General features: G+C 72.3%; 24 protein-coding genes. 12 read left to right on the forward strand and 12 right to left on the reverse strand.

The genetic code is table 11. The features are described 5' to 3' along the window. Positions 1–101 precede the first annotated feature (101 nt). Both IRQ30_RS15865 and IRQ30_RS15870 read right to left on the reverse strand, forming a co-directional pair. The gene (locus tag IRQ30_RS15865; protein WP_193609370.1) at positions 102–743 is read right to left on the reverse strand and encodes a LuxR C-terminal-related transcriptional regulator; all 642 of its coding nucleotides are present in this window, start codon (positions 741–743) and stop codon (positions 102–104) included. Then, positions 695–1,864, reverse strand: a complete 1,170-nt coding sequence (locus IRQ30_RS15870) for a sensor domain-containing protein (RefSeq protein WP_193613980.1) — start codon at positions 1,862–1,864, stop codon at positions 695–697. Before IRQ30_RS15870 ends, IRQ30_RS15865 begins: the two co-directional genes overlap by 49 nt. Before the next feature lie 155 nt (positions 1,865–2,019). On the opposite strand from IRQ30_RS15870, the gene IRQ30_RS15875 reads away from it, so the two are divergent. After that, complete coding sequence (locus IRQ30_RS15875) at positions 2,020–4,206, forward strand: MMPL family transporter (protein WP_227467689.1); 2,187 nt, start codon at positions 2,020–2,022, stop codon at positions 4,204–4,206. 7 nt (positions 4,207–4,213) lie between these two features. On the opposite strand, the gene IRQ30_RS15880 is transcribed toward IRQ30_RS15875, so the two are convergent. Next, complete coding sequence (locus IRQ30_RS15880) at positions 4,214–6,358, reverse strand: molybdopterin-dependent oxidoreductase (RefSeq protein ID WP_338089742.1); 2,145 nt, start codon at positions 6,356–6,358, stop codon at positions 4,214–4,216. A 102-nt stretch (positions 6,359–6,460) separates the two neighbouring features. Here IRQ30_RS15880 and IRQ30_RS15885 point away from each other — a divergent pair, with 102 nt between their 5' ends. From IRQ30_RS15885 to IRQ30_RS15900, 4 genes are all read left to right on the forward strand, one after another. After that, positions 6,461–7,402: a hypothetical protein gene (locus tag IRQ30_RS15885; protein WP_193613982.1), complete on the forward strand. Its 942-nt coding sequence runs from the start codon at positions 6,461–6,463 to the stop codon at positions 7,400–7,402. Positions 7,403–7,555: 153 nt separating this feature from the next. After that, a complete protein-coding gene (gene rpsO / locus IRQ30_RS15890) occupies positions 7,556–7,831 on the forward strand; it encodes a 30S ribosomal protein S15 (protein WP_134738691.1) in 276 nt (91 codons plus the stop codon). Between the two features lie 237 nt (positions 7,832–8,068). Further along, complete coding sequence (locus tag IRQ30_RS15895; protein WP_338087922.1) at positions 8,069–10,309, forward strand: polyribonucleotide nucleotidyltransferase; 2,241 nt, start codon at positions 8,069–8,071, stop codon at positions 10,307–10,309. A 146-nt stretch (positions 10,310–10,455) separates the two neighbouring features. After that, complete coding sequence (locus tag IRQ30_RS15900; RefSeq protein ID WP_338089743.1) at positions 10,456–11,694, forward strand: M16 family metallopeptidase; 1,239 nt, start codon at positions 10,456–10,458, stop codon at positions 11,692–11,694. 104 nt (positions 11,695–11,798) lie between these two features. On the opposite strand, the gene IRQ30_RS15905 is transcribed toward IRQ30_RS15900, so the two are convergent. The 3 genes from IRQ30_RS15905 to IRQ30_RS15915 form a co-directional block, all read right to left on the reverse strand. Next, positions 11,799–12,335: a hypothetical protein gene (locus IRQ30_RS15905; protein WP_193609366.1), complete on the reverse strand. Its 537-nt coding sequence runs from the start codon at positions 12,333–12,335 to the stop codon at positions 11,799–11,801. After that, the gene (locus tag IRQ30_RS15910; RefSeq protein WP_193613984.1) at positions 12,325–12,963 is read right to left on the reverse strand and encodes a transposase; all 639 of its coding nucleotides are present in this window, start codon (positions 12,961–12,963) and stop codon (positions 12,325–12,327) included. The genes IRQ30_RS15905 and IRQ30_RS15910 overlap by 11 nt, the downstream gene beginning before the upstream one ends. Before the next feature lie 87 nt (positions 12,964–13,050). Then, the gene (locus IRQ30_RS15915) at positions 13,051–13,566 is read right to left on the reverse strand and encodes a class I SAM-dependent methyltransferase (protein WP_193609364.1); all 516 of its coding nucleotides are present in this window, start codon (positions 13,564–13,566) and stop codon (positions 13,051–13,053) included. 71 nt (positions 13,567–13,637) lie between these two features. On the opposite strand from IRQ30_RS15915, the gene dapB reads away from it, so the two are divergent. Next, on the forward strand, positions 13,638–14,393 hold the full coding sequence (gene dapB, locus IRQ30_RS15920; RefSeq protein WP_338089744.1) for a 4-hydroxy-tetrahydrodipicolinate reductase: 756 nt from the start codon (positions 13,638–13,640) through the stop codon (positions 14,391–14,393). A 158-nt stretch (positions 14,394–14,551) separates the two neighbouring features. On the opposite strand, the gene IRQ30_RS15925 is transcribed toward dapB, so the two are convergent. After that, on the reverse strand, positions 14,552–15,610 hold the full coding sequence (locus IRQ30_RS15925) for a zinc-dependent dehydrogenase (RefSeq protein ID WP_193613985.1): 1,059 nt from the start codon (positions 15,608–15,610) through the stop codon (positions 14,552–14,554). A 219-nt stretch (positions 15,611–15,829) separates the two neighbouring features. Between IRQ30_RS15925 and IRQ30_RS15930 the strand changes: the two genes are divergently transcribed. Beyond that, positions 15,830–17,827: a PTS mannitol transporter subunit IICBA gene (locus IRQ30_RS15930; RefSeq protein WP_193613986.1), complete on the forward strand. Its 1,998-nt coding sequence runs from the start codon at positions 15,830–15,832 to the stop codon at positions 17,825–17,827. 19 nt (positions 17,828–17,846) lie between these two features. On the opposite strand, the gene IRQ30_RS15935 is transcribed toward IRQ30_RS15930, so the two are convergent. From IRQ30_RS15935 to IRQ30_RS15945, 3 genes are read right to left on the reverse strand one after another with little or no spacing between them, the layout of a single operon-like run. Next, a complete protein-coding gene (locus IRQ30_RS15935) occupies positions 17,847–18,146 on the reverse strand; it encodes an AzlD domain-containing protein (protein WP_193609361.1) in 300 nt (99 codons plus the stop codon). After that, positions 18,143–18,829, reverse strand: a complete 687-nt coding sequence (locus tag IRQ30_RS15940) for an AzlC family ABC transporter permease (RefSeq protein WP_193613987.1) — start codon at positions 18,827–18,829, stop codon at positions 18,143–18,145. The genes IRQ30_RS15935 and IRQ30_RS15940 overlap by 4 nt, the downstream gene beginning before the upstream one ends. Beyond that, the gene (locus IRQ30_RS15945; RefSeq protein WP_193609359.1) at positions 18,826–19,371 is read right to left on the reverse strand and encodes a GNAT family N-acetyltransferase; all 546 of its coding nucleotides are present in this window, start codon (positions 19,369–19,371) and stop codon (positions 18,826–18,828) included. Before IRQ30_RS15945 ends, IRQ30_RS15940 begins: the two co-directional genes overlap by 4 nt. Positions 19,372–19,431: 60 nt before the next feature. On the opposite strand from IRQ30_RS15945, the gene IRQ30_RS15950 reads away from it, so the two are divergent. After that, positions 19,432–20,439, forward strand: coding sequence for an aldo/keto reductase family protein (locus IRQ30_RS15950; RefSeq protein ID WP_193613988.1), 1,008 nt, complete (start codon positions 19,432–19,434; stop codon positions 20,437–20,439). Here the strand turns inward: IRQ30_RS15950 and IRQ30_RS15955 are convergent. Both IRQ30_RS15955 and IRQ30_RS15960 read right to left on the reverse strand, forming a co-directional pair. Continuing rightward, complete coding sequence (locus IRQ30_RS15955) at positions 20,420–21,223, reverse strand: hypothetical protein (RefSeq protein WP_193613989.1); 804 nt, start codon at positions 21,221–21,223, stop codon at positions 20,420–20,422. The two genes, IRQ30_RS15950 and IRQ30_RS15955, sit on opposite strands and share 20 nt — an antisense overlap. Beyond that, positions 21,220–21,804, reverse strand: coding sequence for a DUF3043 domain-containing protein (locus tag IRQ30_RS15960; protein ID WP_193613990.1), 585 nt, complete (start codon positions 21,802–21,804; stop codon positions 21,220–21,222). The genes IRQ30_RS15955 and IRQ30_RS15960 overlap by 4 nt, the downstream gene beginning before the upstream one ends. A gap of 898 nt (positions 21,805–22,702) precedes the next feature. On the opposite strand from IRQ30_RS15960, the gene IRQ30_RS15965 reads away from it, so the two are divergent. Genes IRQ30_RS15965 through pspAB form a run of 4 tightly spaced genes read left to right on the forward strand, consistent with a single transcriptional unit; the run spans position 22,703 to position 25,304 of the window. Next, on the forward strand, positions 22,703–23,464 hold the full coding sequence (locus IRQ30_RS15965) for a PspA/IM30 family protein (RefSeq protein WP_193613991.1): 762 nt from the start codon (positions 22,703–22,705) through the stop codon (positions 23,462–23,464). Beyond that, on the forward strand, positions 23,461–23,748 hold the full coding sequence (gene pspAA / locus IRQ30_RS15970; RefSeq protein ID WP_338089745.1) for a PspA-associated protein PspAA: 288 nt from the start codon (positions 23,461–23,463) through the stop codon (positions 23,746–23,748). The genes IRQ30_RS15965 and pspAA overlap by 4 nt, the downstream gene beginning before the upstream one ends. 54 nt (positions 23,749–23,802) lie before the next feature. Further along, entirely contained in the window at positions 23,803–24,732 is a 930-nt protein-coding gene (htpX, locus tag IRQ30_RS15975) for a zinc metalloprotease HtpX (RefSeq protein WP_193613992.1), read from the forward strand. Then, positions 24,732–25,304 carry a PspA-associated protein PspAB gene (gene pspAB, locus IRQ30_RS15980; RefSeq protein ID WP_193609353.1) on the forward strand — a complete coding sequence of 191 codons (573 nt, stop codon included), beginning with the start codon at positions 24,732–24,734 and terminating at the stop codon, positions 25,302–25,304. The genes htpX and pspAB overlap by 1 nt, the downstream gene beginning before the upstream one ends. Positions 25,305–25,322 lie beyond the last annotated feature (18 nt).

Consider the following 25,322-nt stretch of genomic DNA (forward strand, 5'->3'; position numbering starts at 1 on the left):
GCTGCTGTTATCCCTGCTCGCTCCTGGGCATTTCCCTGACGTTCTGGGGCGAAATTCCGGCCCAGAACCTCAGGCTTTTCAGCATCTGCGGAAAAACCTGCTCAGGCCCGCAGCCACGCGAGCACGGCCCGCACGCGCCGGTGGTCGTCCTCGGCGGCGGCGAGGTCAAGCTTGGCGAAGATGTTGTTGATGTGCTTGGCGACGGCCTTCTCGGTGACGACCAGGTGGGTGGCGATGGCGGCGTTGCCGCGGCCCTCGGCCATGAGGGCGAGCACCTCGCGCTCGCGGGGCGTCAGCCGGTCCAGCGGCTGGGTGCGGCGCTGGGCCATGATCGAGGCGACGACCTCGGGGTCCAGCACGGTGGCGCCCGCCGCCACCCGCCGTACGCCGTCGACGAACTCCGCCACGTCGGAGACCCGGTCCTTGAGCAGGTAGCCGACGGCGCCCTCGCCGCTGGCGAGGAGCTCGCGGGCGTAGAGGTGCTCGACGTACTGCGAGATCACCATGACCGGGAAGCCGGGTCGGGCGATCCGGGCGGCGATGGCGGCGCGCAGGCCCTCGTCGGTCTGCGTGGGCGGCAGTCGTACGTCGACCACGGCGGCGTCGGCGTCCGGGTCGCGCAGCGCCTCGGTCAGGGCGGGACCGTCCTCGACGGCGTGCAGGATGGTGAAGCCGTTGCTCTCGAGGAGCTGCGTCATGCCGGCCCGGAGGAGGGCGTGGTCCTCGGCGAGGACAAGTCGCACGGAACCTCCAAGGTGACCAGGGTCGGGCCGCGGGGCGGGCTGCTGACCGTCATCGTGCCGTCGAAGGCGGCCAGCCGGCGGCGGACCCCCAGCATGCCCGACCCGCGCGCCGGATCGGCGCCGCCGCTCCCGTCGTCGCCGACGACCGCGCGCAGCCGCCCGTCCTCGTGGCCGAGCGTCACCCAGGCGTGCTCGGCGCGTGCGTGCTTGGCGACGTTCGTCAGGCACTCGGCGACGGCGAAGTAGACCGCCGACTCGACCGGTGCCGCGGGACGCCCGTCGAGGACGGCGTCGACCTGCACCGGGAGCGCCATGTCGAGGGCGAGCGCCTGCACGGCTCCGACCAGGCCGCGGTCGGCGAGCACCGGCGGGTGGATGCCGCGCACCACCGAGCGCAGGTCGCCGATCGCCGCGGAGGTCGTCGCGCGGGCGTCGCTGACCAGTCGGCGGGCGCCTTCGGGGTCGTCGGCGAAGAGCTGGTCGGCCAGGCCCAGGCTCATCGAGAGCGCCACGAGCCGCGCCTGCGCGCCGTCGTGCAGGTCGCGCTCCAGCCGCCGCAGCTCGGCGGCGGAGTGGTCGACGAGGTCGGCCCGGGTCTCGGTGAGCACCTGCACGCGCTGCTCGAGGTGCTCGGTGCGGCTCGCCGCCAGGAACCACAGGTCCACCGAGGACCGGGCCCGCATCTTGGGCCGGAGGCCGAACCACCAGATCGGGAACGTCACCACCAGCAGCAGCTCGAGCAGGCAGATCAGCGCCACCGCGAACCCGAAGGTCGCCGCCCACACCGACCAGGCCAGGTCGCGCCACGTCATCGGGTCGCGCAGCACCACCAGCAGCGCCTCGACCGGACGGCCTCGGGGGAGCGGGCGGTAGGGCCGCGGGACCGGGATGTCGAGCACCCGGGCGGCCATCAGCCGGTGCCGGTCCGCGATCCAGCGCATCGACGGCACCGAGATCGCCAGGATCGCGACGCCCACCCAGACCACGAGCGTCGCCGTGCCGACGATCCCCAGCACGAGGAAGACCAGGGCCGGCACCGCCAGCACCACCTGCGCGAGCGCGTACGCCGTCAGGCGCAGGCGGCTCGGCGGCGCCGGGGTGCTCGGGCTCGGGGTGGTCACCGCCCCATCCTCCCCGAGAACGACCACCGCGGCAGGGGTGCAGGCACCACCTCGGACCGGGGCTCCTGGGCCCCTGACCCCGGGCCTCCGCGTCACGAGGCTGGTGGCACCGCCGACGGGAAGGACCCGCCGGCCGAGTCCCGAAGGGGAGCACCATGTCCGTCACGAACCCGCTCACCGTGCTGCCGCTGCGCGCAGCCCGCTGGAGCGCCCTGCACCCCTGGCGCGCCATCTCGGCCTGGCTGGCCTTCGTCGTGCTCGCGGTCGCCCTGGCCTCCGTCGTGTCGACGGTGGAGACCGACGACACCGACTACCGGCTGGGCGACTCCGGCCGCGCCGACGAGCTCGTGGCCGAGGCCGGCCTCGAGCGCCCCGACTCCGAGAACGTCCTGGTGACCTCCGCCGACGGTCCCGTCGACCGCGCCGCGGCCCAGCAGGCCGCCGACGAGCTCGTCGCCGGCATGACCGGCCTGCCGGGCGTCGACTCCGTCGCGGAGCCGCAGTGGAGCCCCGACGGGAGCGCGCTGCTGGTCGCCGCCCAGCTGGCCCGTGACGGGGACGACGACGTCGACGTCGCGCCGCTGACCGAGGTCACCCGCGACGTGCAGCGGGCCCACCCGGACCTCCAGGTGCGCCAGAGCGGCGACGTGTCGCTCGACGAGGCGATCGACGACCGGGTCGGCGAGGACCTCGCGTCCGCGGAGGGCATCAGCGTCCCGATCACGCTCGTGCTGATGCTGGTCGCCTTCGGCGCCCTCATCGCCGCCGGCCTCCCGGTGCTGCTCGCCTTCACCAGCGTCGCGGCCACGATCGGCATCATGGCGCCGATCTCGCACCTCGTGCCCTCCGAGGGCACGGTCACCAGCATGATCGTGCTGATCGGCATGGCCGTCGGCGTCGACTACTCCCTCTTCTACCTCAAGCGCGAGCGCGAGGAGCGTGCCAACGGCCGTACGACGCTCGAGGCCGTCGAGATCGCCGCGCAGACCTCCGGCCACTCGATCCTGGTCTCCGGCGGCGCGGTCATCGCCTCCATGACGGGGCTGTTCGTGATGGGCGGCGCGACCTTCAACTCCCTGGCCGTCGGCTCGATCATCGTGGTCGCGGTGGCGGTGCTCGGCTCGATCACCGTCCTGCCGGCGCTCCTGGTCAAGCTCGGCCGGTGGGTGGACCGCCCCCGCGTCCCGCTGCTGTGGCGCCTCAACCGGCGCGTCGGTCGGGGCGGCCTGAGCCGCCGCCTGCTGGGCCCCGTGGTGCGCCACCCGCGCGTCGCCCTCGCCCTGTCGAGCGTCGTCGTCATCGCCCTCGCCGCGCCGGCGCTGGGCCTGCGCACGAACGCCGCCAACCTCGAGACGCTGCCGGGCGACATCCCCGAGGTGGCGACCATGCGTGCCCTCACCTCCGCCTTCCCCGCCGAGGGCGCCGCGGCGACCGTCGTGGTCCGTGCCGAGGGAGGACAGCAGGACGAGGTGGCCGCCGCCCTGGCCGACCTCGAGCGGCAGGCGGTCGCGACCGGCGACTTCGCGGCCTCCGACGAGCAATCCGTGACGTCCGAGGACGGCCGCACGACGGTGCTCCGCATCGGCATGCCCTACGACGAGGCCGACGAGCGTGTCAACGAGGCGCTGCGCGACCTGCGCAGCGACCTGGTGCCGGCGTCCTTCGGCGGGCTGCGGGGGACCGAGGTCGTCGTCGGTGGCGGTGCCGCCTCCAACCTGGACTACCTCGACCGGCAGTCCGACCGGCTCCCGCTGGTGATCGCGTTCGTGCTGCTGCTGACCTTCCTGATGATGCTCGCGACGTTCCGCAGCCTGCCGATCGCCCTGCTGTCGACCCTGCTCAACCTGGCCTCGGTCGGGGTGTCGTTCGGGTTCCTCGTGCTGGTCTTCCAGCACGGCTGGGGCGCCGACCTGCTCGACTTCGACAACCCGGGCTTCGTCATCGACTGGCTTCCGCTGTTCGTGCTGGTGGTGCTGCTCGGGCTGTCGATGGACTACCACGTGTTCGTGGTCAGCCGGATCCGCGAGCACCTCGACGCCGGCCTCCCGGCGCGGCTGGCCGTGCAGCGCGGCATCGCGGACACCGCCGGCGTGGTCACCAGCGCGGCGGCGGTCATGGTGTCGGTGTTCGCCATCTTCGCCACGCTGTCGATGCTCGAGATGAAGATGATGGGCGTGGGCCTCTCGGCGGCGATCCTCCTCGACGCCACGCTGGTCCGGCTGGTCATGCTGCCGGCGGCCCTGGTCCTGATGGGCGACCGGGCCTGGTGGCCGCGATGCCCGGAGTCCCCGCGCGGGGACCTCGTGGAGGACCCGGCGTACCAGCTGGCGACCAGCCGCTAGGCCGGGCTCAGGCGGGCGCCACGCTCACCGGGACGCCGGTGAGCGCGGCGTTGCCGGAGAGGTCGAGCAGCGCGGGGTCGGTGAGGTCGTTGATCGAGACGCCCTCGACCCCGCTGGCGTGGCGCAGGCGGGTGCCGGGGACCTGGTGGCCGTAGCCGTGGGGGAGCGAGACCACCCCCGGCATCAGGTCGTCGGACCCGCTCACCTCGACCTCGACGGCGCCGACCCGCGACGTCACGGTGACGCGGCCGCCGTCGGTGATGCCCCGGGCGGCGAGGTCGTCGGGGTGCATCAGCAGGTGGTGGCGCGGGCGTCCCCGCGTCAGTCGCGGGGTGTTGTGCATCCAGGAGTTGTTGTCTCGCTGGTGCCGCCGGCCGATGAGCAGCAGCTCCCCGTCAGGTACGACGGTCGCCGCCAGCGCGGCCCGCAGCCGCTCGAGGTCGCCCACCAACAGCGGTGGCGCGAGGTCGATGCGGTGGTCGGCGGTCTGCAGCCGCCCGGGCAGCGTGGGGCGCAGCGGGCCGAGGTCGACGCCCTCAGGCGTGGCGCGCAGTCGTCGCATCGACACCCGGCGGCCGGTCGCGAGCAGCCCGGTGAGCACGACCGCGGGCGACGCGGCGAGCCGGGCCCTGGCCACCGCGCGGGCGCGCCAGGGCATCCGCACGCCGAGCCGGCGGCCCAGCCGCGTGGCGAGACCGGCGAAGATCTGCCAGTCGTGGCGCTGGTCGCGGGCCTTGGCGAAGACCGCCGGCGTGTAGCGGGCGGTGTTGCGCACCGCGAAGTTGTGGAAGACCAGGTCGTACTGGTCGCGCTCCAGCGCCGAGGTGGGCGGCAGGATGACGTCGGCGTGGCGCGTCGTCTCGTTGACGTAGAAGTCGACCGACACCATGAAGTCCAGCCCCTCGAGGGCCCGCGCCAGGCTCTTGCCGTCGGGCGTGGACAGGACCGGGTTGCCGGCCATCGTCACCATCGCCCGCACCTGTCCCTCGCCGGGCGTCTCGATCTCCTCGCGCAGCACCGACACCGGCAGCTCGCCGCCGAACTCCGGGCTGTCGCGCACGCGGCTGCGCCACGCGTCGAAGTGGCCGGGTCCGATGATGCGCCGCCCGACGATGTCGACGGCCGGCTCGGGGAAGAGCACGCCGCCCTCGCGGTCGAGGTTGCCGGTGAGGATGTTGAGGCACTGGATGGCCCACTGGCAGACCGACCCGAAGCCGTGGGTGGAGACGCCCACCCGGCCGTAGGCGGCGGCGCCCTCGGCGGCGGCCAGCTCGCGCGCGAGCCGGCGGACGACCTCGGCCGGCACGCCGCTGGCCGCCTCGGCGCGCTCGGGGGTGAAGTCGGCGACCGCGGCCTCCAGCCGGTCGACGCCGTCGACGTAGGCCGCCGGGCTGGTGAGTCCCTCGTCGAGCAGCACGTGCACCATCGCCAGCAGCACCGCGGCGTCGCTGCCCGGGCGCACGAAGTGGTGCTCGCTGGCGACCTTGGCGGTCTCGGTGCGCCGCGGGTCGAGCACGACCATGCGCCCGCCGCGCGCCTTGAGGTCGCGCAGCCGCTGCGGGAAGTCGGGCACCGTCATCAGCGAGCCGTTGGAGGCCATCGGGTTGGCGCCCACGACCAGGAAGTACGACGTGCGGTCGAGGTCGGGCACCGGCACCAGCAGCTGGTGGCCGTAGAGCTGCCACGACACCAGCTGGTGGGGGACCTGGTCGACCGACGAGGCGCTGAAGCGGTTGCGCGTGCGCAGCGACCGCACGAACGCGGTGCCGTGCGTGGACGAGCCGAGCGAGTGGGCGCTGGGGTTGCCGAGGTAGACGCCCACGGCATCGCGACCGTGCTCGGTGATCGTCGCGGCGAGCCGGTCGGCCACCAGGTCGAGGGCCTCGTCCCACCCCAGCTCGACCCACTCCTCGCCCACGCGCCGCACGGGGCGGCGCAGCCGGTCGGGGTCGGTGTAGACGTCGGCCAGGGACACGCCCTTGGGGCAGACGTGGCCACGGGAGAGCGGGTCGGCGTCGTTGCCGCGCACGGCGGTCACGGCACCGCGCTCGATCGTCAGCTCGAGGCCGCAGATCGCCTCGCACAGGTTGCAGGCCGCGAGGCGCGTCCCGGAGTAGTCGGACGGGACGGGTGACGCGCTCAGGAGGCCCACGTCGGCATCGTGCCACGGATCCTGCACCGGCCCCGGGGCGATCGCGAGCCGCCGCCGGGGCGCCGCAGGTTTCATCCGCCCGTCGGGCGGAACGCTGGTGGCATGTCCTCAGACGGCGAGACCCTGCAGCCGGCGGCCGACCCGGTGTCCCGTCGGATGCTGGGCGCCTTCCTGTGCGGCCTGGTGCTGGTGCTGCCCCTGCACGGGGCGCTGGGGGCCACCTCGAAGCGGGACCTCCTGCTCTGGCTGCTCGCCGCGGTGCTCCTCGCGGTCGCCGTCGGCATGGTGCTGCGCGTCGTCGGCGTGCCGCAGGCGCTCGGGACCTCCCTGGCGGCCGGTGGCGCCTTCGGCGTCGCCGCGGTGCTGGTCGTGACGGTGATGAGCTGGGTCGGCCTGCCGAGCGGCGACGTCGAGCTGACGCTCCTGGCGGGGGTCCCGGCGGCGGCCGTCGCGGCGCTGGCGGTCGCGGTGGTCCAGCGAGGCACCGGCGATGACGAGCGGTTCGCCGGCACGGTCGGGATCTTCGGGCTGGTGGCGGTGCTGATCGGGTCGTGGCCCCTCTCCGGGCTGCTGGGGGACGCCCGCGACGACATCGCCCAGGGGCGGGTGCTCGAGGCCACCGGGCTGACGCCGTACCTCCCGGAGCTCGACGGGATGCAGCCCAGGTACGAGGGCACCGTCGACGACGAGCTCGAGGGCGGCGGCCCCCAGGTCTCCGGCTACCGCCTGCTCTACCTGGACGAGTCGCTGGACGGCCGCCTGGGGTTCGACGACGCCTACCTCGACCTGGAGGTGGGCTGGGCCCAGGGCGCGCCCTGCGACGAGATCGACACCCTGTACTCCTGCACCGAGAGCGACGGCTACGCCACCGGCAGCCGAGAGGGTGAGCCGGACGTGGTCATCGTCTACCGCGACGACGTGCGGCTGATCGCCCGCCTCCAGGAGGGCGACGGGAAGCTGCCCTCGCCGGACGACGTCGGGGGCGCGCTGTCCGACGCGCGAGCCGCGGACTGGCTCGACGTCGTGTCGCTCCAGGAGGACTGACCGCGCGTGCGTTTTTGGGCCTGCTCGGCCTGCGCGATACGCTTCCTCGGTTGCCCTAGGGCGACACCCCTGCCGTGAAACGGCCGCGGAACGAGAGTGCCCGGGTGAACAGGCCCCGGCGCGCCGCGCAACGAGTGAACCAGAAGGAGCCGCATGTCCATCGGAACCGATGCAGCGACGAAGAAGAAGATCATCGCCGAGTACGGCACGACCGAGGGCGACACTGGTTCGCCGGAGGTGCAGATCGCGCTGCTCAGCCACCGCATCGCCCACCTCACCGAGCACCTCAAGACGCACAAGCACGACCACCACAGCCGTCGTGGCCTGCTGCTGCTCGTCGGCCAGCGCCGGCGGCTGCTCAACTACCTGCGCAAGACGGAGATCGAGCGCTACCGCTCGATCGTCGAGCGCCTCGGCCTGCGCCGCTGACTCACACGTTGGGACTCACCACCTGGTGGGTCCCAACGTTGCATTGCAGGCTCATCACAACTGAACACCCATCACAGGAGCGATCCGCGCCATGCAGGCCCGGTCCTCGGTAGTGATCTTCAGGAGCCCGGTACGCCGGCCTGCTGCGGGTCTCGATCGAAGATCGGCCACCGCTCCCGGCAGATGCCGGGGCACCGTGCGCACGTCGCGGATCGCGCCGCGAACAGGAAGATCAACGTGACAGAACCCGTCATCTCCGCCGTCGAGACCGTTCTCGACAACGGCAAGTTCGGCACCCGCACCGTCAAGTTCGAGACCGGGCTCCTCGCCCGCCAGGCCGCCGGTTCGGTGACCGCCTACCTCGACGACGACACCATGCTGCTCTCGGCCACCACGGCCGGCAAGCACCCCAAGGACCACTTCGACTTCTTCCCCCTGACGATCGACGTCGAGGAGCGGATGTACGCCGCGGGCCAGATCCCCGGCTCGTTCTTCCGCAGCGAGGGTCGTCCGGGCGAGGACGCGATCCTCACCTGCCGCCTCATCGACCGCCCGCTGCGCCCGACCTTCAAGAAGGGTCTGCGCAACGAGGTCCAGGTCGTCATCACCGTCATGGCGCTCAACCCCGACGCCCCCTACGACGTGCTGGCCATCAACGCCGCGTCGCTCTCCACCCAGCTCTCCGGCCTGCCGTTCTCCGGCCCCGTCGGCGGCGTCCGCGTCGCCCTCATCGAGGGCCAGTGGGTCGCCTTCCCGAGCCACAGCCAGCTCGAGAACGCCGTCTTCGACATGGTCGTCGCCGGCCGCGTCACCGACACCGGCGACGTCGCGATCATGATGGTCGAGGCCGAGGCCACCGAGCAGACCTGGACCCTGGTCCAGGGCGGTGTCCAGGCGCCGACCGAGGAGGTCGTGGCCGGTGGCCTCGACGCCGCGAAGCCCTTCATCAAGCAGCTGTGCGACGCCCAGGCCGAGCTGGCCAAGGAGGCCGCCAAGCCGGTGCAGGACTTCCCGGTCTTCCTCGACTACGAGGACGACGTCTACGACGCCGTCGAGGCCGCGGCCTCCGAGGGCGCCTCCGCCGCGCTGGTCATCGCCGACAAGCTCGAGCGCGAGGCCGCGCTCGACACCGTCAAGGCGTCGCTGCTCGACCAGCTCGGCTCGCAGTTCGAGGGTCGCGAGAAGGAGGTCGGGGCGGCGTTCAAGTCCGTCACGAAGTCCCTCATGCGCACCCGCGTGCTGCGCGACAAGGTCCGCATGGACGGACGCGGCCTGGCCGACATCCGCCCGCTGCACGCCGAGGTCGGCGTCATCCCGCGCGTCCACGGCTCGGCGCTGTTCGAGCGCGGCGAGACCCAGATCCTGGGTGTCACCACGCTCAACATGCTGACCCTGGAGCAGAAGCTGGACACGCTCTCCCCGGAGAAGTCGCGCCGCTACATGCACAAGTACATCTTCCCGCCGTTCTCCACCGGCGAGACCGGCCGCGTGGGCTCGCCCAAGCGCCGCGAGGTCGGCCACGGTGCGCTCGCGCGCCGCGCGCTGCTGCCCGTCCTGCCGACGCGCGAGGAGTTCCCCTACGCGATCCGCCAGCTCTCCGAGGCCATGGGCTCCAACGGCTCCACCTCGATGGGCTCGGTCTGCGCCTCCACCCTGTCGCTGCTGCAGGCCGGTGTCCCGCTCCGGGCCCCCGTCGCCGGCATCGCGATGGGCCTCATCTCCGGTGAGGTCGACGGCAAGACCGAGTACGTCGCGCTGACCGACATCCTCGGTGCCGAGGACGCCATGGGCGACATGGACTTCAAGGTCGCCGGCACCCCGGAGTTCGTCACCGCGCTCCAGCTCGACACCAAGCTCGACGGGATCCCCGCCGAGGTCCTGGCCGCCGCGCTGACGCAGGCCAAGGACGCCCGCACGGCGATCCTGGCCGTCATGGACGAGGAGATCAGCGTCCCCGAGGAGATGTCGCTGCACGCGCCGCGCATCATCACGGTGCGCATCCCCGTCGACAAGATCGGTGAGGTCATCGGCCCGAAGGGCAAGATCATCAACCAGATCCAGGACGACACCGGTGCGTCGCTGTCCATCGAGGACGACGGCACGATCTACATCGGTGCGACCAACGGCGAGGCCGCCGAGGCCGCCCGCCAGGCCGTCAACGCGATCGCCAACCCGACCCTGCCCGAGGTCGGCGAGCGCTACCTCGGCACGGTCGTCAAGACGACCAACTTCGGTGCGTTCGTCTCGCTGATGCCCGGCAAGGACGGCCTGCTGCACATCAGCAAGCTGCGTGGCCTGGCCGGCGGCAAGCGCGTCGAGGCCGTCGAGGACGTCCTGTCCGTGGGCCAGAAGGTCCAGGTCGAGATCGCCGAGGTCGACGACCGCGGCAAGCTGTCGCTGATCCCCGTGGTCGAGGAGGCCGGCGACGACGCCGCGTCCGAGCCGACCGCGGACGCCGGGGTCTCGGACTCCGAGTGACCGACGCTCCACAGTCGACCCGCCCGAGCCTCTCGGGGGGGTCGACGCCTTCTCGGGGTGCGGGCCGGACCGCCGGCGCTCAGCCGGTCGGCTCGACCCGCACCCTGCAGACGGTCCGCGACGCCGAGGGACAGGTGACCTCGCGCGTGCGCCGTACCGTCCTGCCCGGCGGCCTCCGGGTCGTCACCGAGCAGCTCGCCGGCGCCCGCTCGGCCAGCATCGGCGTCTGGGTCGGCATCGGTTCGCGCGACGAGACCGGCCAGCTCCACGGTGCCTCGCACTTCCTCGAGCACCTGCTCTTCAAGGGCACGCCCGAGCGCACCGCGCTCGACATCTCGATCGCGCTGGACGCGGTGGGCGGCGAGTTCAACGCCTTCACCGCCAAGGAGTACACCTGCTTCCACGCGCGGGTCCTGGACGAGGACCTGCCGCTGGCCGTCGACGTGCTCGGCGACATGATCACCAGCTCGCGGATCACCGACGAGGACGTCGAGGCCGAGCGCGACGTCATCCTCGATGAGATCGCGATGCACGACGACGACCCCGACGACGTCGTCCACAACCTCTTCGCGGAGCAGGCGTGGGGGAGCGGCTCCCCGCTGGGTCGGCCGATCGCGGGCTCGGTCGAGTCCATCGAGGCCCTGACCCGCACCCAGATCGTGCGCTTCTACCGGCGCCACTACCGCGCCCAGAACATGGTCGTCGCGGTCGCGGGCAACCTCGACCACGCTGCCGTCGTGCGGCAGGTGCGCCGCTCCTTCGCCCGCAACGACTTCCTGAGCGGCGACGCCACCCCCACACCGCCGCGCACCTCGCGCCGTACGACGCGCGTGCAGCCGGGCACGGTCACCGCGACCCGGCCCTTCGAGCAGGTCAACCTCGTGCTCGGCATGCAGGGCCTGGCGCGCAGCGACGAGCGCCGCTTCGCGCTCGGGGTGCTCAACACCGCCCTCGGCGGCGGCACGTCCAGCCGGCTCTTCCAGGAGGTCCGCGAGCAGCGCGGCCTGGCCTACTCGGTGTTCTCCTTCGCCAGCAACCACGCCGACTCCGGCGTGGTCGGGGTCTCGGTCGGCTGCCTGCCGGCCAAGCTCGACGACGTGCTGGCCGTCGTCCGCGCCGAGCTGGCCAAGGTCGCCGCCGACGGGATCACCGCCCAGGAGCTCGCCATCGGCAAGGGCCAGCTGCGCGGCGGCCTGGTCCTCGGCCTCGAGGACTCGGGCTCGCGGATGTCGCGCCTGGGCAAGGCCGAGCTCGTCCACGACGAGCTGCTCGGCATCGACGAGGTCCTCGCCCGCATCGACGCCGTCACCCTCGACGACGTCCGGGCCGTCGCCGCGCACGTCTTCTCGCAGCCGGAGATCCTCGCGGTCGTCGGGCCGGCGTAGCGGGCAGGCTTTTCAGCAGATGCTGAAAAACCTGACGTTCTGGGCCAGAATTCCGGCCCAGAAGCGACAGTTCTCGCCCAGAACCTCCGGCAGAAGGACCGGCCCTACGTCGCCAGCAGGACGACGCCGGCGCACGCGGCCGCCCACAGCACGCTGGTGAAGGTGCCGATGATGAAGCGCTCGGCGGTGCCGGTGTTGTCCTGGTTGCGCAGCTCGGGGTAGCGGCCCAGGCCCTTGAGGGCCAGGGAGATCGCCACCCCCTCGGGCCAGCCGGCGAGCAGGCTGGCGGTGATCGCCGCGCGCTCCAGGCCGCCGATCCAGGCCCCTCCGCGCAGCACGGCCGCGGCGTGGGCCATGCCCTGGCGCCCCGGGGCGTCGTGCCGGTCGACGAACGCAAAGACCCAGGCCGTCACCGGGCCGCCGCCGGCGACCGCGAGCAGCCCGGCGAGCGCCATCGCGACCGCGACCGGGGTCTGCTCCTCCACGTGGGCGGGTACGGCGGTCGCGAGCGCGGCGGCCAGCACGGCCAGCGAGGCCGGCGGCCAGATCGTCCGCCCCGCGGACGTCCACCCCCAGGCCGCCGCCACGACGCCGGCCCCCAGGAGGGCGAGGACGAGGGCACCGGTCTCCTCAGGCGTCATGGCGGTCTCCTGGGGTGTCGGTGGGCTGGTCGAGGAGCTGGTCGATGAGCTGGCCGGCGAGGTAGGTGACGAGCTCCCGGGCGCGGCGGCCCTCCACGATGCCGGCCGCCTGCGCGCGCTGGCTCACGGCCGACTGGGTGATGCCCAGACGGCGCCCGGCCTCCTCGTAGGACAGGCCGCCCGCGTCGACGAGGTCGGCGACCTCCCACCCGCGCGGCGTGCGGCGGGCCAGCACGGCCGCCCACAGCCACAGGGTGGTCTCGAGCGCCCTCGCCGGACCGGCGCCGGTGCCGTCGACGACCCGCAGGTGCCACGGGCTGGACTTGGCAGCGGTGACCGCGTCGCGAGCGTGCAGGAAGGCCGGTCCCGAGCCGGCGCGGGTGGAGCTGGGGAGGGGCAGGTCGACCTCGCCGAGGCCGAGGCCGACGTTCCACTCCCCGGAGCGCAGCAGCAGCTCCAGCGCGGCGGCGAGGGCGGCCGGGTCGTCGAGCACGCCCTGGAACTCGTCGCCCGCGGTGCGCTCGAAGGCCCGCAGCTGCGGTACGTCGGCGAGGCGCTCGAGAGCGTCGGGGACGCGGTCGGGCCCGGTGCGGCTGTGCTGCTGGTCAGCCGTCAGCACGGCGGGCATCGCGTCACCTCCTCGATCAGGCTCCTGCCTGATGACCACCTTACATTAGGCGATAACCTAATGTCGAGGACTCATAAGGTTCAGGCCTTATCGCCGGCCGATGATCCCGACGACCGCCGGCTGCTTCTGGTCGATGACCGAGACGCGGAAGCCGCCGCCCGCCAGTGCGGCCGAGGCCCGCTCGACCACGCGCGGCACGTCCTGCGGGGCGGTGGTCTCGTAGAAGAGGTAGACGGCACCGCCGGGAAGGACCCGCTCGTGGAGCAGGGCCACCTCGTCGGCGCAGTCGCGCACCCAGAACAGGTTGACGTTGAAGCTGAAGACCTTGGTCAACCGCTTCACCGGCACCCGCAGGGTCGCGAGGTCGATCTGACGCACCGTGAGCCGGCCGGACTCCACGTGAGCGGCGTTGCGGCGCTTCGTGCGGTCGACGCCGGACTCCGAGCGGTCGATGGCGAAGAGCTTGCCGGTCTCGAGCTTCGCGCAGATCAGCTCCGCCGCAGCGCCCGGTCCGCACCCGATCTCGAGGACGTGGTCGGCCGGCTGGACGTCCATGAACTCCACCGCCCAGCGGATCCGCGCGGGGATCGTGTTCGCAGCCATGGCTCCAGCCTGCCAGACGCGGGCGTCCCCTGCGCGCAGGGGACGCCCTGGCGTCGCGCTAGATTGCTCGCGTGGCGACGACGATCAGGGTGGGTGTGCTGGGTGCGCGCGGCAAGGTCGGGGCCGAGGTGTGCGCCGCCGTCGAGGCCGCCGCCGACACCGAGCTGGTCGCCGCGGTCGACCAGGGCGACGACATCGCCGCCCTCGTCGACGGGGGTGCGGAGGTCGTCGTCGACTTCACCCACCCCGACGTGGTCATGGACAACCTCGCCTTCTGCGTCGACCACGGGCTGCATGCCGTCGTCGGCACCACCGGCTTCGACGACGGCCGGCTCGCGGTCCTGCGCGAGCGGCTCGCGGACGCCCCGGGCGTCGGCATCCTGATCGCCCCCAACTTCTCGATCGGCGCGATCCTGATGATGCGCTTCGCCGCCGTCGCCGCGCCGTTCTACGAGTCGGTCGAGATCACCGAGCTGCACCACCCCGACAAGGCCGACGCGCCCTCCGGGACCGCACGCCGTACGGCGGAGCTGGTCGCGGCCGCGCGCCGCGACGCCGGCACCCCGCCCTCGCCCGACGCCACCTCCACGTCGCTGGACGGCGCTCGCGGCGCCGACGTGGACGGCGTGCGCGTCCACGCCCTGCGCCTGCGCGGCCTGGTCGCCCACCAGGAGGTGCTGCTCGGCGGCGTGGGGGAGACGCTCACGATCCGCCACGACTCGATGGACCGGGCGTCGTTCACGCCGGGCGTGCTCACCGGCGTGCGCCAGGTCGCGGCCCACCCCGGCCTGACCGTGGGGCTCGAGCACTTCCTCGACCTCGACTGAGGCGCCGCGGCCGGCCCGCCGGCACCGGTTCTGCAACTTTGTGCAGTGCACACACGTGCACCAGTCTCACCGGTGCGCGGGCCGCGCGGATGCGCCACAGTGGACAAGGGCCCGTGCCGGACGGAACCGGCACGGGCCCTCCATGTCAGCCCGTCGGCCTACGGCTCGACGGTCACCTTGATCGCGGCGCCGCGCTTGACGATGTCGAAGGCGTCGAGCACCCGCTCGAGCGGGATGTGCTCGGTGATCAGGTCCTTGACCGGGACCTGGCCGCTGGAGATGTACTCCAGCGCCCGCTTGTTGTGCTCGGGGGCGGAGCCGTTGGCGCCGTGGATGTGCAGCTGGCGGTAGTGCACGACGTTGGAGTCGAGCGTGATGGTCGGGTCGGTCTTGGGCAGGCCGCCGAAGAAGGAGATCCGACCGTTGCGGGCGGCCATGGCGACGGCCTGCTCCTGGGTGACGTTGGCGGCGGTCGCGGTGATGACGACGTCCGCGCCGCGGCCGCCCGTGAGCTCCATGACGCGCTCGACGACGTCGACCTCGGCGCCGTTGATGACCTTGTCGGGCTGCACGGCGTCGGCCGACATCGCCAGGCGCTCGGCGTTGACGTCGATCAGGAAGACCTTGCCGACCCGGTGGACGCCGCGGGCGATCCGGATGTGCATGCACCCGATCGGCCCGGCGCCGAAGACGACGACGGTGTCTCCCTCCTCGATGCCCATCAGCTCCTGGGCGTTGATCGCGCAGGCGAACGGCTCCGCCGCCGAGGCCTCGTCGTAGCCGACGTTGTCGGGGATCCGGTTGAGGCCGTCGACCTTGAGGACCTGCTTCGGGACGATCATGTACTCCGCGAAGCCGCCGTCGTACTGGTAGCCGACCGAGGTCTGGTTCTGGCACACGGCCATCCAGCCCTTGCGGCACTCGTGGCACTCGCCGCACGGCACGGCCGCGATGACCTGCGCGCGGTCGCCGACCTTCCAGTCGCCGCCGTACGTCGCCTGGACGTCGGCGCCGACCTCCACGACCTCGCCCGCGATCTCGTGGCCGATGGTGCGCGGGGGAGTGAGGTTCTGGTGGCCGTTGTGGAAGATCTTGACGTCGGTGCCGCAGGTGGAGCAGTTCTTCACCTTCAGCTTGACCTCGTCGGGGCCGCAGGTGGGCTCCGGGACGTCCTCGATGCGCACGTCCTCGGGGGCGTAGAACCTCAGGGCCTTCATTCGTCCTCCAGCTGCTGGTGTGGGTGCGGGGTGTGCCCTCCGTCACTGTAGAGCGGCGGGCGAGCGGCCCAGACTACTACCGCATCTGTGGATTTGTCTCTGATCATGTGGGTTTCAACCCTTGACGCGCCCAATGGCGCCGGGATATGAAGACATTCAAAGATCGTGATCGGCATCACACGCCGCTCACCTCGCCCGGTCGCCTCAAGGGAGAGCTCGATGACCACCAGCACCACCACAGCACCCGCCGCCGGCGGGATGCGGATCCAGGTCCAGCGCTTCGGCACGTTCCTGTCCAACATGGTCCTGCCCAACATCGGCGCGTTCATCGCGTGGGGCCTGATCACCGCCCTGTTCATCGAGACCGGCTGGATCACGCTGATCGGCAAGGACGTGTTCGGCTACGAGGGCGGCTACGGCTTCGTCGAGGACCTCGGGGCCTGGGGGTCCGGGGCCGACGGCACCGGGATCGTCGGGCCGATGATCACCTACCTGTTGCCGCTGCTCATCGGCTACACCGGCGGCCGGATGATGTACGACGACAACATCCGCGGCGGCGTCGTCGGCGCGATCGCCACGATGGGCGCCATCGCGGGAGCGACCGTGCCGATGTTCCTCGGCGCCATGGTCATGGGACCGCTCGCCGGCTGGTCGATGAAGCGGCTCGACGCCCTGTGGGCGCACAAGATCCGGCCCGGCTTCGAGATGCTGGTCAACAACTTCTCGGCCGGCATCTGGGCGGGCTTCCTGGCGATCATCGGCTTCGTCCTGGCCGGCCCGTTCGTCGAGGAGTTCAGCAAGCTCGCCTCCAACGTCGTCAACACGCTGGTCGACAACAACGTCCTGCCGCTGACCTCGATCTTCATCGAGCCGGCCAAGATCCTCTTCCTCAACAACGCCATCAACCAGGGCATCCTGACCCCGCTCGGCACCACCGAGGCCCGCGACACCGGCGAGTCCATCCTGTTCCTGCTGGAGGCCAACCCCGGCCCGGGCCTCGGTCTCCTGCTGGCGTTCGCGGTCTTCGGCAAGGGCGCGGCCAAGGCCTCGGCCCCCGGCGCGATCCTGATCCAGTTCGTCGGCGGCATCCACGAGATCTACTTCCCCTACGTCCTGATGAAGCCGATCCTGGTGCTGGCCGTCATCGCCGGCGGCATGTCCGGCGTCGCGGTCAACGTCGCCTTCGACTCCGGCCTGCGCTCCCCGGCCTCGCCGGGCTCGATCATCGCGGTCTGGACCGCCTCGCCCCCGGGAAGCCTGCTGGGGGTCACCCTGTCGGTCGTCGTGGCCGCGGCCGTCTCGTTCGTCGTCGCGTCGTTCCTGCTGAAGATCGACCGCAAGGGCGACGGCGACCTGAGCGCCGCCACGGCCGACATGGAGGCCCGCAAGGGCAAGCGGTCGTCCGTCGCCGGGATGCTCACCGGCGACGGTGCCCGCCCGGGGGCGATCCGCTCGATCGTCTTCGCCTGCGACGCCGGCATGGGCTCCTCGGCCATGGGCGCGTCGGTGCTGCGCAAGAAGATCCACGCGGCCGGCCACCCCGAGGTCACGGTCGTCAACAAGGCGATCTCCAACCTCACCGACACCTACGACCTGGTGGTCACCCACCAGGACCTCACCGATCGCGCCCGGCAGAGGACGGGCTCGGCCGTGCACGTGTCGGTCGAGAACTTCATGAACAGCCCGCGCTACGACGAGATCGTCGAGCTGGTCGATCAGTCCGCCGACGGCGGTGCCGGGCCGACCGGGGCAGCCTCCTCCGCGGAGGCGTCGGCCGGCGTGGGCGACCTGCTGTCCGCCGAGTCCATCGTGCTCGACGGCGGCACCGGCAGCCGCGAGGAGGCGATCACCCGCGCCGGGGAGCTCCTGGTGGCCGCGGGGGCCGTCGAGCCGTCGTACGTCGACGCGATGCACGCCCGCGAGCAGTCGGTGTCGACGTACATGGGCAACCTGCTCGCGATCCCGCACGGCACCAACGAGGCCAAGCCCGCCATCAAGCGGACCGCGATCTCGTTCGTGCGCTACGCGGACGGGGTGCAGTGGAAGAACAAGGAGGTCAAGTTCGTCATCGGCATCGCGGCCCAGGGCGACGACCACCTCAAGCTGCTCGGGCAGATCGCGGAGGTCTTCCTCGACTCCGAGCAGGTGGCCCGCCTCGAGGCGGCCACGACCCCCGACGAGGTCCAGCAGGTCCTCGGCGCGGTCCAGCCGGTCTGACGCGTGGTCGGTGCCGCCCTCACAGCAGCCGCAGCAGGGCGGCGACGAGGGCGGCACCGAACACCACGACGAGGAACGGCGCACGCAGCAGGAGGAGCACGACCGCCACGGCCAGGGCCGCGGCCCGGGCGTCGAGCGCCAGGTCCGGGCCGGTGCTGAACACCTGCACCGCCACCAGCCCCGCGAGCAGAGCCACCGGGATCAAGTCGGCCACCCGGGCGACCAGCGGCCGCTCCAGCACGCTCGGCGGGACCGAGAGCCCCGCGAGCTTCAGCAGGTAGCAGCCCACGCCGGCTACCAGGATGGCGAGCCAGGTCATGCGTCCGCCCCCTGTCGCAGGAGCAGGCCGGCCAGCAGCGCCACGCCGCCCGCGACCAGGACCGGCACGCCGGCCGAGGTGATCGGCACCGCCCCGAGCGCGACGAGCGCCGCCAGCAGACCGACCACGAGGTTGCGCCGCTCGCGCAGGCGCGGCCACAGCAGCGCCAGGAACGCCGCCCCCACGGCCGCGTCGAGACCGTAGGTGCGGGGGTCGCCCATGGCCGTGCCGGCGAGGGCGCCCACGAGCGTGAACAGGTTCCAGAGCACGAAGATCGAGATCCCGGTGGTGAGGAAGCCGGTGCGGGCGCCCTCCCGGGTCGTGCGGGTCACCGCCATCGCGGTCGACTCGTCGATGAGGACATGCGCGGCCGCGAGCCGCCGCCGTCCGGTCCAGCCCAGCAGGGGGGCCAGGCGCAGCCCGTAGAGCGTGTTGCGGGTGCCGAGCAGCAGGGCGGTCAGCGCTCCCGACAGCGGGGCGCCGCCGGAGGCCAGCACACCCACCAGGGCGAACTGCGAGGCGCCGGTGAACATCAGCAGCGACAGCGCGCACGTCTGCAGCACGTCGAGCCCGGAGCCGACCGCGACGGCGCCGAACGACACGCCGTACGTGCCTGTCGCGACGCCGACGCCGAGGCTGTCGCGGACGATCTGCCGGCGATCGTCCTCGGGCGGCTCGCTCACGAGAACGCGGTGTGGAGACGCACCTGCTTGACCTGGGTCGTGCCGCTGCCGTCGAGGTCGAGGGTGCGGTGGGCGCCGTCGGGGGCCCAGCCGGCCTCGCTGAGGAACACCCGGGTGGCGTCGTCGGTGGACATCGTCCAGGTCACGGCGCGGTTGAACCGGTCGGCCAGCAGGGTGTCGACGGCCGCCTGGAGCAGCCGCGAGCCGTGGCCCTTGCCCCGCTCCTCGGGCGCCACGGTGAGCTCCTGCATCTCGCCGTCGGCGACGGGGTCGCAGTCGGGGTCGGCGGCCGGGCCGACGACGACGAAGCCGCAGACCCGGTTGCGCTCGAGGGCGACGAGCACCCGGTTGCGGGCGTCGCGGGGCTTGCGCAGCGAGTCGGCCCACGCCGCCGCGGCCGCCTCGACGTCCTGGGGGAGCGCCTCGGGCGGCAGCACCCCGGCGTACTGCTCCGGCCACGTGCGCAGCTGCAGGCCGGCGATGGCCGGGGCGTCGTCGGCCCAGGCGATGCGCACGGAGACGTCGGCGGTGGGGCTGCTCACCGCAGCATCCTGACAGGCGGAGGGTGGAGCCGCTGGGGTGGGCGTCCTAGTGTCGAGGTCATGGAGATTCGTAACCTCGGAGCAAGCGGCCTGAAGATCTCGGCCATCTCGTACGGCAACTGGCTGACCCACGGGTCGCAGGTGGAGGAGGACGCCGCGCTGGCGTGCGTGCGGCAGGCGCTGGAGGAGGGCATCACCACGTTCGACACCGCCGACGTCTACGCCAACACCGCCGCCGAGACCGTCCTCGGCAAGGCGCTCGCGGGCGAGCGGCGCGCGGGCCTGGAGATCTTCACCAAGGTCTACTGGCCGACCGGGCCCGGCGCCCACAACGACCACGGGCTCTCGCGCAAGCACATCATGGAGTCGATCGACGGCTCGCTGTCGCGGCTCGGCACCGACTACGTCGACCTCTACCAGGCCCACCGCTACGACCACGAGACCCCGCTCGAGGAGACGATGGAGGCCTTCGCCGACGTCGTGCGCGCCGGCAAGGCGCTCTACATCGGCGTCTCGGAGTGGCGCGCGGAGGAGATCCGGGCCGCCCACGCGCTGGCGCGCGAGCTGCGCGTGCCGCTCGTCTCGAACCAGCCGCAGTACAACATGCTGTGGCGCGTGATCGAGGCCGAGGTCGTGCCCACCTGCGAGGAGCTCGGGATGGGTCAGGTCGTGTGGTCCCCGATCGCCCAAGGCGCGCTGACCGGCAAGTACAAGCCGGGCGAGCAGCCGCCCCCGGGCTCGCGCGGCACCGACGAGAAGGGCGGGTCGAACATGATCTCGCGCTGGCTCAAGGACGACGTGCTCGAGCGCGTGCAGCGCCTGCAGCCGATCGCGGACGAGGCCGGGCTGAGCCTGGCGCAGCTCGCGGTGGCGTGGGTCCTGCAGAACCCCAACGTCTCCAGCGCGATCATCGGCGCGAGCCGCCCCGAGCAGGTGACCGAGAACGTCAAGGCGGCGGGCGTGACGCTCGACGCGTCGACGCTGAGCGCCATCGACGAGGTCGTGGGCGACGTCGCCGAGCGCGACCCGCAGAAGACCCAGTCGCCGGCTAAGCGCGACTTCGGCTGACCGCGACGGCGCCGGCGGTCGCGAGCACGAGCCCGACCGCCACGCCGGGGGCCCAGCCCTCCCGGACGCCGTCACCGAGGAGCACCACCCCGATCGCCGCCGGCACCAGCGTCTGGCCGACGATCATGGGGGCGGTGGTCCCGGTGACGGCGCTGGAGTGCATGCCCAGCGAGTACAGCCAGAACGACACCAGCCCGAACGCCGGCACCGCCAGGCCCGCCAGCACGACCGCCGGCTCCAGCGGCCACGTCACCCCGCGCACCGCCAGCGCCGACCCGGCGTACCCGAGGCCCGCGAGGGTGCCGAGCAGGGGCCCGGGCCAGTCCCGGCCCACGAGCGCGACGGCCACCAGCGCCACGACGCCGAGGACGACGGGGACCGCGAAGGTCCAGGTGGTGACCACGTCACCCGGCTCCCCGGAGCCGAGCGCGGTGAGCACCAGTCCGCCGGTCACGGCGGCGACCCCCAGCCAGTCGGCGGGACGGAGCTGCTCGCTCACCCGTCGCGACGCCAGCGCCGTCACCGGCAGCGACAGGGAGATCAGCGCCTGCGCCAGGTAGAGCGGCACCAGCCAGATCGCGACGGCGTGCAGCACGAAGCCGCCGAGGTAGGCCGCCACGACGAGCATCGTGAGCGGGTCGCGCACGGAGCGGGTGACGAATGCGACGAGGTGCGTGGGGCGCTCGTCCGCCCGGCGTACGGCGGAGGCCTGCGCGACGGCGGCCACCCCGAACAGCCCGGCGGCCACCAGACCCGCGAGGAGCCCGGCGACCTGGTCCGTCACGAGTAGTGCTCGGGCAGCTCCTGGCCGATCTTGACCTTGGACTTGGGCATCCGCATGAACTTCATCTGCATCGCGCGGGTGACGGTGTAGTACGTCGTGCCCTTGAGCGGCTCACCCGGGAAGCGCCGCGCGATCTCCTTGCGCACGCGCCGGCGCAGCAGGAGCAGGTCGACGATGACCAGCAGCAGGGTGCCGAGCAGCAGCGTGTTGCCCATGCTGCGCAGGTCGGGGTTGCCGGAGTAGCCCAGGACCATGGTGACGATCAGCAGCGGGATCATCAGCTCGACGATGGAGAACCGCGCGTCGACGTAGTCGCGGATGAAGCGCCGCACCGGGCCCTTGTCGCGCGGCATCAGGTAGCGCTCGTCGCCGGTCTTCATCGCCGAGCGCACCTGCTGGCTGGACTCCATGCGCGCCTGGCGCTGCGCCTGCGCGAGCTCCTTGCGCGTGCGCGGCACCTTGGCCCGGGCCTTGGCCGCGGCCTCGGCCTCCCGGCGGGTCGGGGTCGGTCGACCCTTGCCGCCTTCCTTGACGACGAGCGGCTCGGTGGCGGTGGACTCTGACTTGCTACGACGGAACACGAATGGCCTTCAGCGCGAGGACGGGACGACAGGCCCCAGACTACTGGTGCCACGCTCCCGCCGAGACCCCCTGACCCGAGCGCCGCCACCACGGTGGTTGAGGTGCGAGCGCAGCGAGCCTCGAAACCACCCCGCCGGTGGTCGAGCAGCGAGGAGCGCCAGCGACGAGCGGCCGTCGGGACCCGGTGAGCCACGCGCCGCCCTTCGGTGGTTGAGGTGCGAGCGCAGCGAGCCTCGAAACCACTTACCGGTGGTCGAGCAGCGAGCGCCAGCGAGCGGCCGTCGAGACCCCCGCACCTCTGAAGGTGGCCTCGGGGCCGGACTGGGGTGCCGCGCGCGTAGCCGGTCGCGTCTCCGCGTCAATGAGCTTCGCCCGCTTCGCGGCGGCCTGCGGCCGTCCTTGACCCGGAGCCTCTCTCGACCGGCTTGACGGCGCACGGGGCGGACACGGCTTCGCCGCGCCGCCCGCGCAATGCGCGGCACCCCCCTGGTGGGGCTGGTGTGACTGGTGGTGCGTCCACCGACACTCAGCGTCGGCAGTTGGTCACCACCCCGGCCCGGCCAAGCGTGGAGAGGCCGGCCCGAGGCTCGAACTGCCGACATGGGTGCCTAATCGCGCGGGCCACCCGAGCCACGCAGAGACCAGGTGGTTTCGAGGCTCGCTGCGCTCGCACCTCAACCACCGAAGGTCGGCGCTTGGCTACGGGGTCTCGACGGGCGCTCGTCGCTGGCGCTCCTCGCTGCTCGACCACCGGCAGAGACGCACCGCAGGTGACGCACGCCGCGGGCCGATCACCGCAGCCGCTCGACCAGCACGCCCTCGCGGTCCTCACCGCTCGCGCCGTAGGGTGAGGGGGCCACGCCGTTGTGTCCGCTCCATCTGAGAGGGATCGTCCGAATGAGCCTCATGAAGCGCGTCAGCCTGATCTTCCGGTCGAAGGCCAACACGGCCCTCGACCGCGCCGAGGACCCGCGCGAGACGCTTGACTACAGCTACCAGCGCCAGCTCGACCTCCTCTCGAAGGTACGCCGGGGCGTCGCCGACGTGGCGACGAGCCGCAAGCGCGTCGAGCTCCAGGTCGCCCAGCTCGAGCAGCAGGCCGGCAAGCTCCAGTCGCAGGCCGAGAAGGCGCTGAGCATGGACCGCGAGGACCTCGCCCGCGAGGCGCTGACCCGCAAGTCCGCCCTGGCCGGCCAGATCAACGACCTCAAGGTCCAGCACGCCAACCTCCAGGGCGAGGAGGAGAAGCTCACGCTGGCCCAGCAGCGCCTGCAGGCCAAGGTCGAGTCCTTCCGCACCCGCAAGGAGACGATCAAGGCCAACTACACGGCCGCGGAGGCGCAGACCCGCATCGGCGAGGCCATGTCCGGCATCGGCGAGGAGATGGGCGACGTCGGCATGGCGATCCAGCGCGCCGAGGACAAGACGGCCAACATGCAGGCGCGTGCGGGCGCGATCGACGAGCTCATCGCCTCCGGCGCGCTCGACGACGCCTCGTCCCTCAACGCCGGCGACGACATCAGCCGCGAGCTGGAGTCGATGAGCTCGCAGTCCGACGTCGAGGCCGAGCTGGCACGCATGAAGGGGCTGTCGTCCGCGCCGGCCCCCGACGCGATCGAGGCCGGGTCGGAGCAGCCGGAGGGGGAGCAGCCGCGATGACCGCGCTGATCATCCGGATCCTCGGAGAGGGCCAGTACGACGTGGCCGACCACGCGATCGACAAGCTCAACGACCTCGACGCGACGCTCGAGGCGGCCGTGGAGAAGGGCGACGAGGCGTCGTTCCGCGACGCCCTCGGCGCGCTGCTCGACGGCGTGCGCACCGTCGGCGTCGCCCACCCGCTGGACTCCCTCGACGAGTCCGACCTGATCCTGCCGCCGCCCGACGCGACCATCGAGCAGGTGCGCGAGCTGCTGGCGGGCGACGGTCTGATCCCCGGCTGAGCGTTCGCACGGGTCGCTCAGGTGGCTCTTGGGTGGACCGGGGAGAATGGCCCCATGGCTCGCACACGGTTCGTCGGTGACTCGGGACTCACCGCCCGCATGACGCTCGTGATGTTCCTGCTCGGGGCGGTCTTCGTCGCCCTGATCGGGGGCCTCATGGTGATCCTCGGCGGTCAGGGAGGCATGGGACTCGCGGTGCTCGTCGGGCTCGCCGGCATCGGCGTCGCGATCTACCAGTGGTACTCCTCGGACAAGGTCGCGATGCGCGCGATGCGGGCCCGCGAGGTCAGCCCGCAGGAGGCCCCGGAGCTGCACGGCATGATCGACCGGCTGTGCGCGCTGGCCGACATGCCCAAGCCCCGCGTCGGCATCGCCGACTCGCGCGTGCCCAACGCCTTCGCCACCGGCCGGTCCCCGGACCGCGCGGTCGTCTGCGTCACGACCGGCATCCTGCAGACCCTCACTGCCGAGGAGCTGGAGGGGGTCCTGGCGCACGAGCTGTCCCACGTCGCCCACCGCGACGTCCTCGTGATGACCGTCGCCTCGTCGGCCGGCATCGCTGCCGGGATGCTCACCCAGGGCGCGCAGTACGGCGCGTTCTTCGGCGGCAACCGCCGCGACAACAACAGCAACGGCCTGCCCATCTGGCTGGTCGTGCTCGTCGTCAGCCTGGTCGTCTACGCCGTCAGCTTCGTGCTGCTGCGCATCCTCTCGCGCTACCGCGAGCTGTCCGCCGACCGCGCGGGCGCCTACCTCACGATGAAGCCCGCCGCCCTGGCCTCGGCCCTGCAGAAGATCACCGGCGAGATCAACCAGATACCGCAGAAGGACCTCCGCCAGATGGCCGCCGCGAGCGCGCTGTGCATCGCCCCGGCCGCGGCCGGCGTCTCGCTGCGCACGCTCACCTCGACCCACCCGTCGCTCGAGCAGCGCCTCGAGCAGCTCGCCAAGATCCAGGCCGAGCTCGGCCGGCCGACCGTCTGATGGGCTTCTGGCAGGCGGTCACGGGCCGCTCCCGGCCCAAGCAGGCCGACCTCGACGCGCTGTTCCTCATCCCCAGCGCCGCGATCACGCTGCAGACCACCATCGGGCTCACGCCCACCGGGGTCGGCTCGGTCTGCTACCGGGCGGCCGACGGGGCCGGCTTCGCCGACACCCAGAAGGACGTCGTCTCGTTGATCACCGGCGCGGTCGACGCGCCGGAGGTCGAGGTCTCCGGCGACGGCTTCGGCTTCACCTGGCTGACCGTGCACCGCGAGCCCGACGACGTCGGGGGGCTCTGCACCGACCTGCACGCGGTCAACACGACGTTGGAGGCGGAGGGGTTCGGCCCCTCGCTGCTGTGCTCCCTCGTGCCGTTCGCCGACTCCGCCGGCCGTCGGATCGGTCTGGTCTACCTCTACAAGCAGTCGTCGTTCTACGCCTTCGCCCCGACCGGACCGCAGCAGCGGGACAACCTGCTGGAGATCCAGGTGCGCGACACCCTCGCCTCCGAGATCCCGATGGAGCAGGACCTCTCCCGGTGGCTGGCCGTCTGGGGCGCCCCCGGCCTCTGAGGACCGCCCGTTCCCGCA

The sequence above is a fragment of the Nocardioides lijunqiniae genome (assembly GCF_015024225.1).
Lineage (GTDB): Bacteria > Actinomycetota > Actinomycetes > Propionibacteriales > Nocardioidaceae > Nocardioides > Nocardioides lijunqiniae.

Bases quoted from the DNA above. Each gene is read 5' to 3' on its own strand.
- IRQ30_RS15925 (WP_193613985.1), bottom strand. From the start codon at position 15,610: ATGAAGGCCCTGAGGTTCTACGCCCCCGAGGACGTGCGCATCGAGGAC.
- IRQ30_RS15905 (WP_193609366.1), bottom strand. From the start codon at position 12,335: ATGACGCCTGAGGAGACCGGTGCCCTCGTCCTCGCCCTCCTGGGGGCC.
- rpsO (WP_134738691.1), top strand. From the start codon at position 7,556: ATGTCCATCGGAACCGATGCAGCGACGAAGAAGAAGATCATCGCCGAG.
- IRQ30_RS15875 (WP_227467689.1), top strand. From the start codon at position 2,020: ATGTCCGTCACGAACCCGCTCACCGTGCTGCCGCTGCGCGCAGCCCGC.
- IRQ30_RS15910 (WP_193613984.1), bottom strand. From the start codon at position 12,963: ATGCCCGCCGTGCTGACGGCTGACCAGCAGCACAGCCGCACCGGGCCC.
- IRQ30_RS15965 (WP_193613991.1), top strand. From the start codon at position 22,703: ATGAGCCTCATGAAGCGCGTCAGCCTGATCTTCCGGTCGAAGGCCAAC.
- IRQ30_RS15930 (WP_193613986.1), top strand. From the start codon at position 15,830: ATGACCACCAGCACCACCACAGCACCCGCCGCCGGCGGGATGCGGATC.
- IRQ30_RS15885 (WP_193613982.1), top strand. From the start codon at position 6,461: ATGTCCTCAGACGGCGAGACCCTGCAGCCGGCGGCCGACCCGGTGTCC.
- htpX (WP_193613992.1), top strand. From the start codon at position 23,803: ATGGCTCGCACACGGTTCGTCGGTGACTCGGGACTCACCGCCCGCATG.
- pspAA (WP_338089745.1), top strand. From the start codon at position 23,461: ATGACCGCGCTGATCATCCGGATCCTCGGAGAGGGCCAGTACGACGTG.
- pspAB (WP_193609353.1), top strand. From the start codon at position 24,732: ATGGGCTTCTGGCAGGCGGTCACGGGCCGCTCCCGGCCCAAGCAGGCC.
- IRQ30_RS15950 (WP_193613988.1), top strand. From the start codon at position 19,432: ATGGAGATTCGTAACCTCGGAGCAAGCGGCCTGAAGATCTCGGCCATC.
- IRQ30_RS15915 (WP_193609364.1), bottom strand. From the start codon at position 13,566: ATGGCTGCGAACACGATCCCCGCGCGGATCCGCTGGGCGGTGGAGTTC.
- IRQ30_RS15935 (WP_193609361.1), bottom strand. From the start codon at position 18,146: ATGACCTGGCTCGCCATCCTGGTAGCCGGCGTGGGCTGCTACCTGCTG.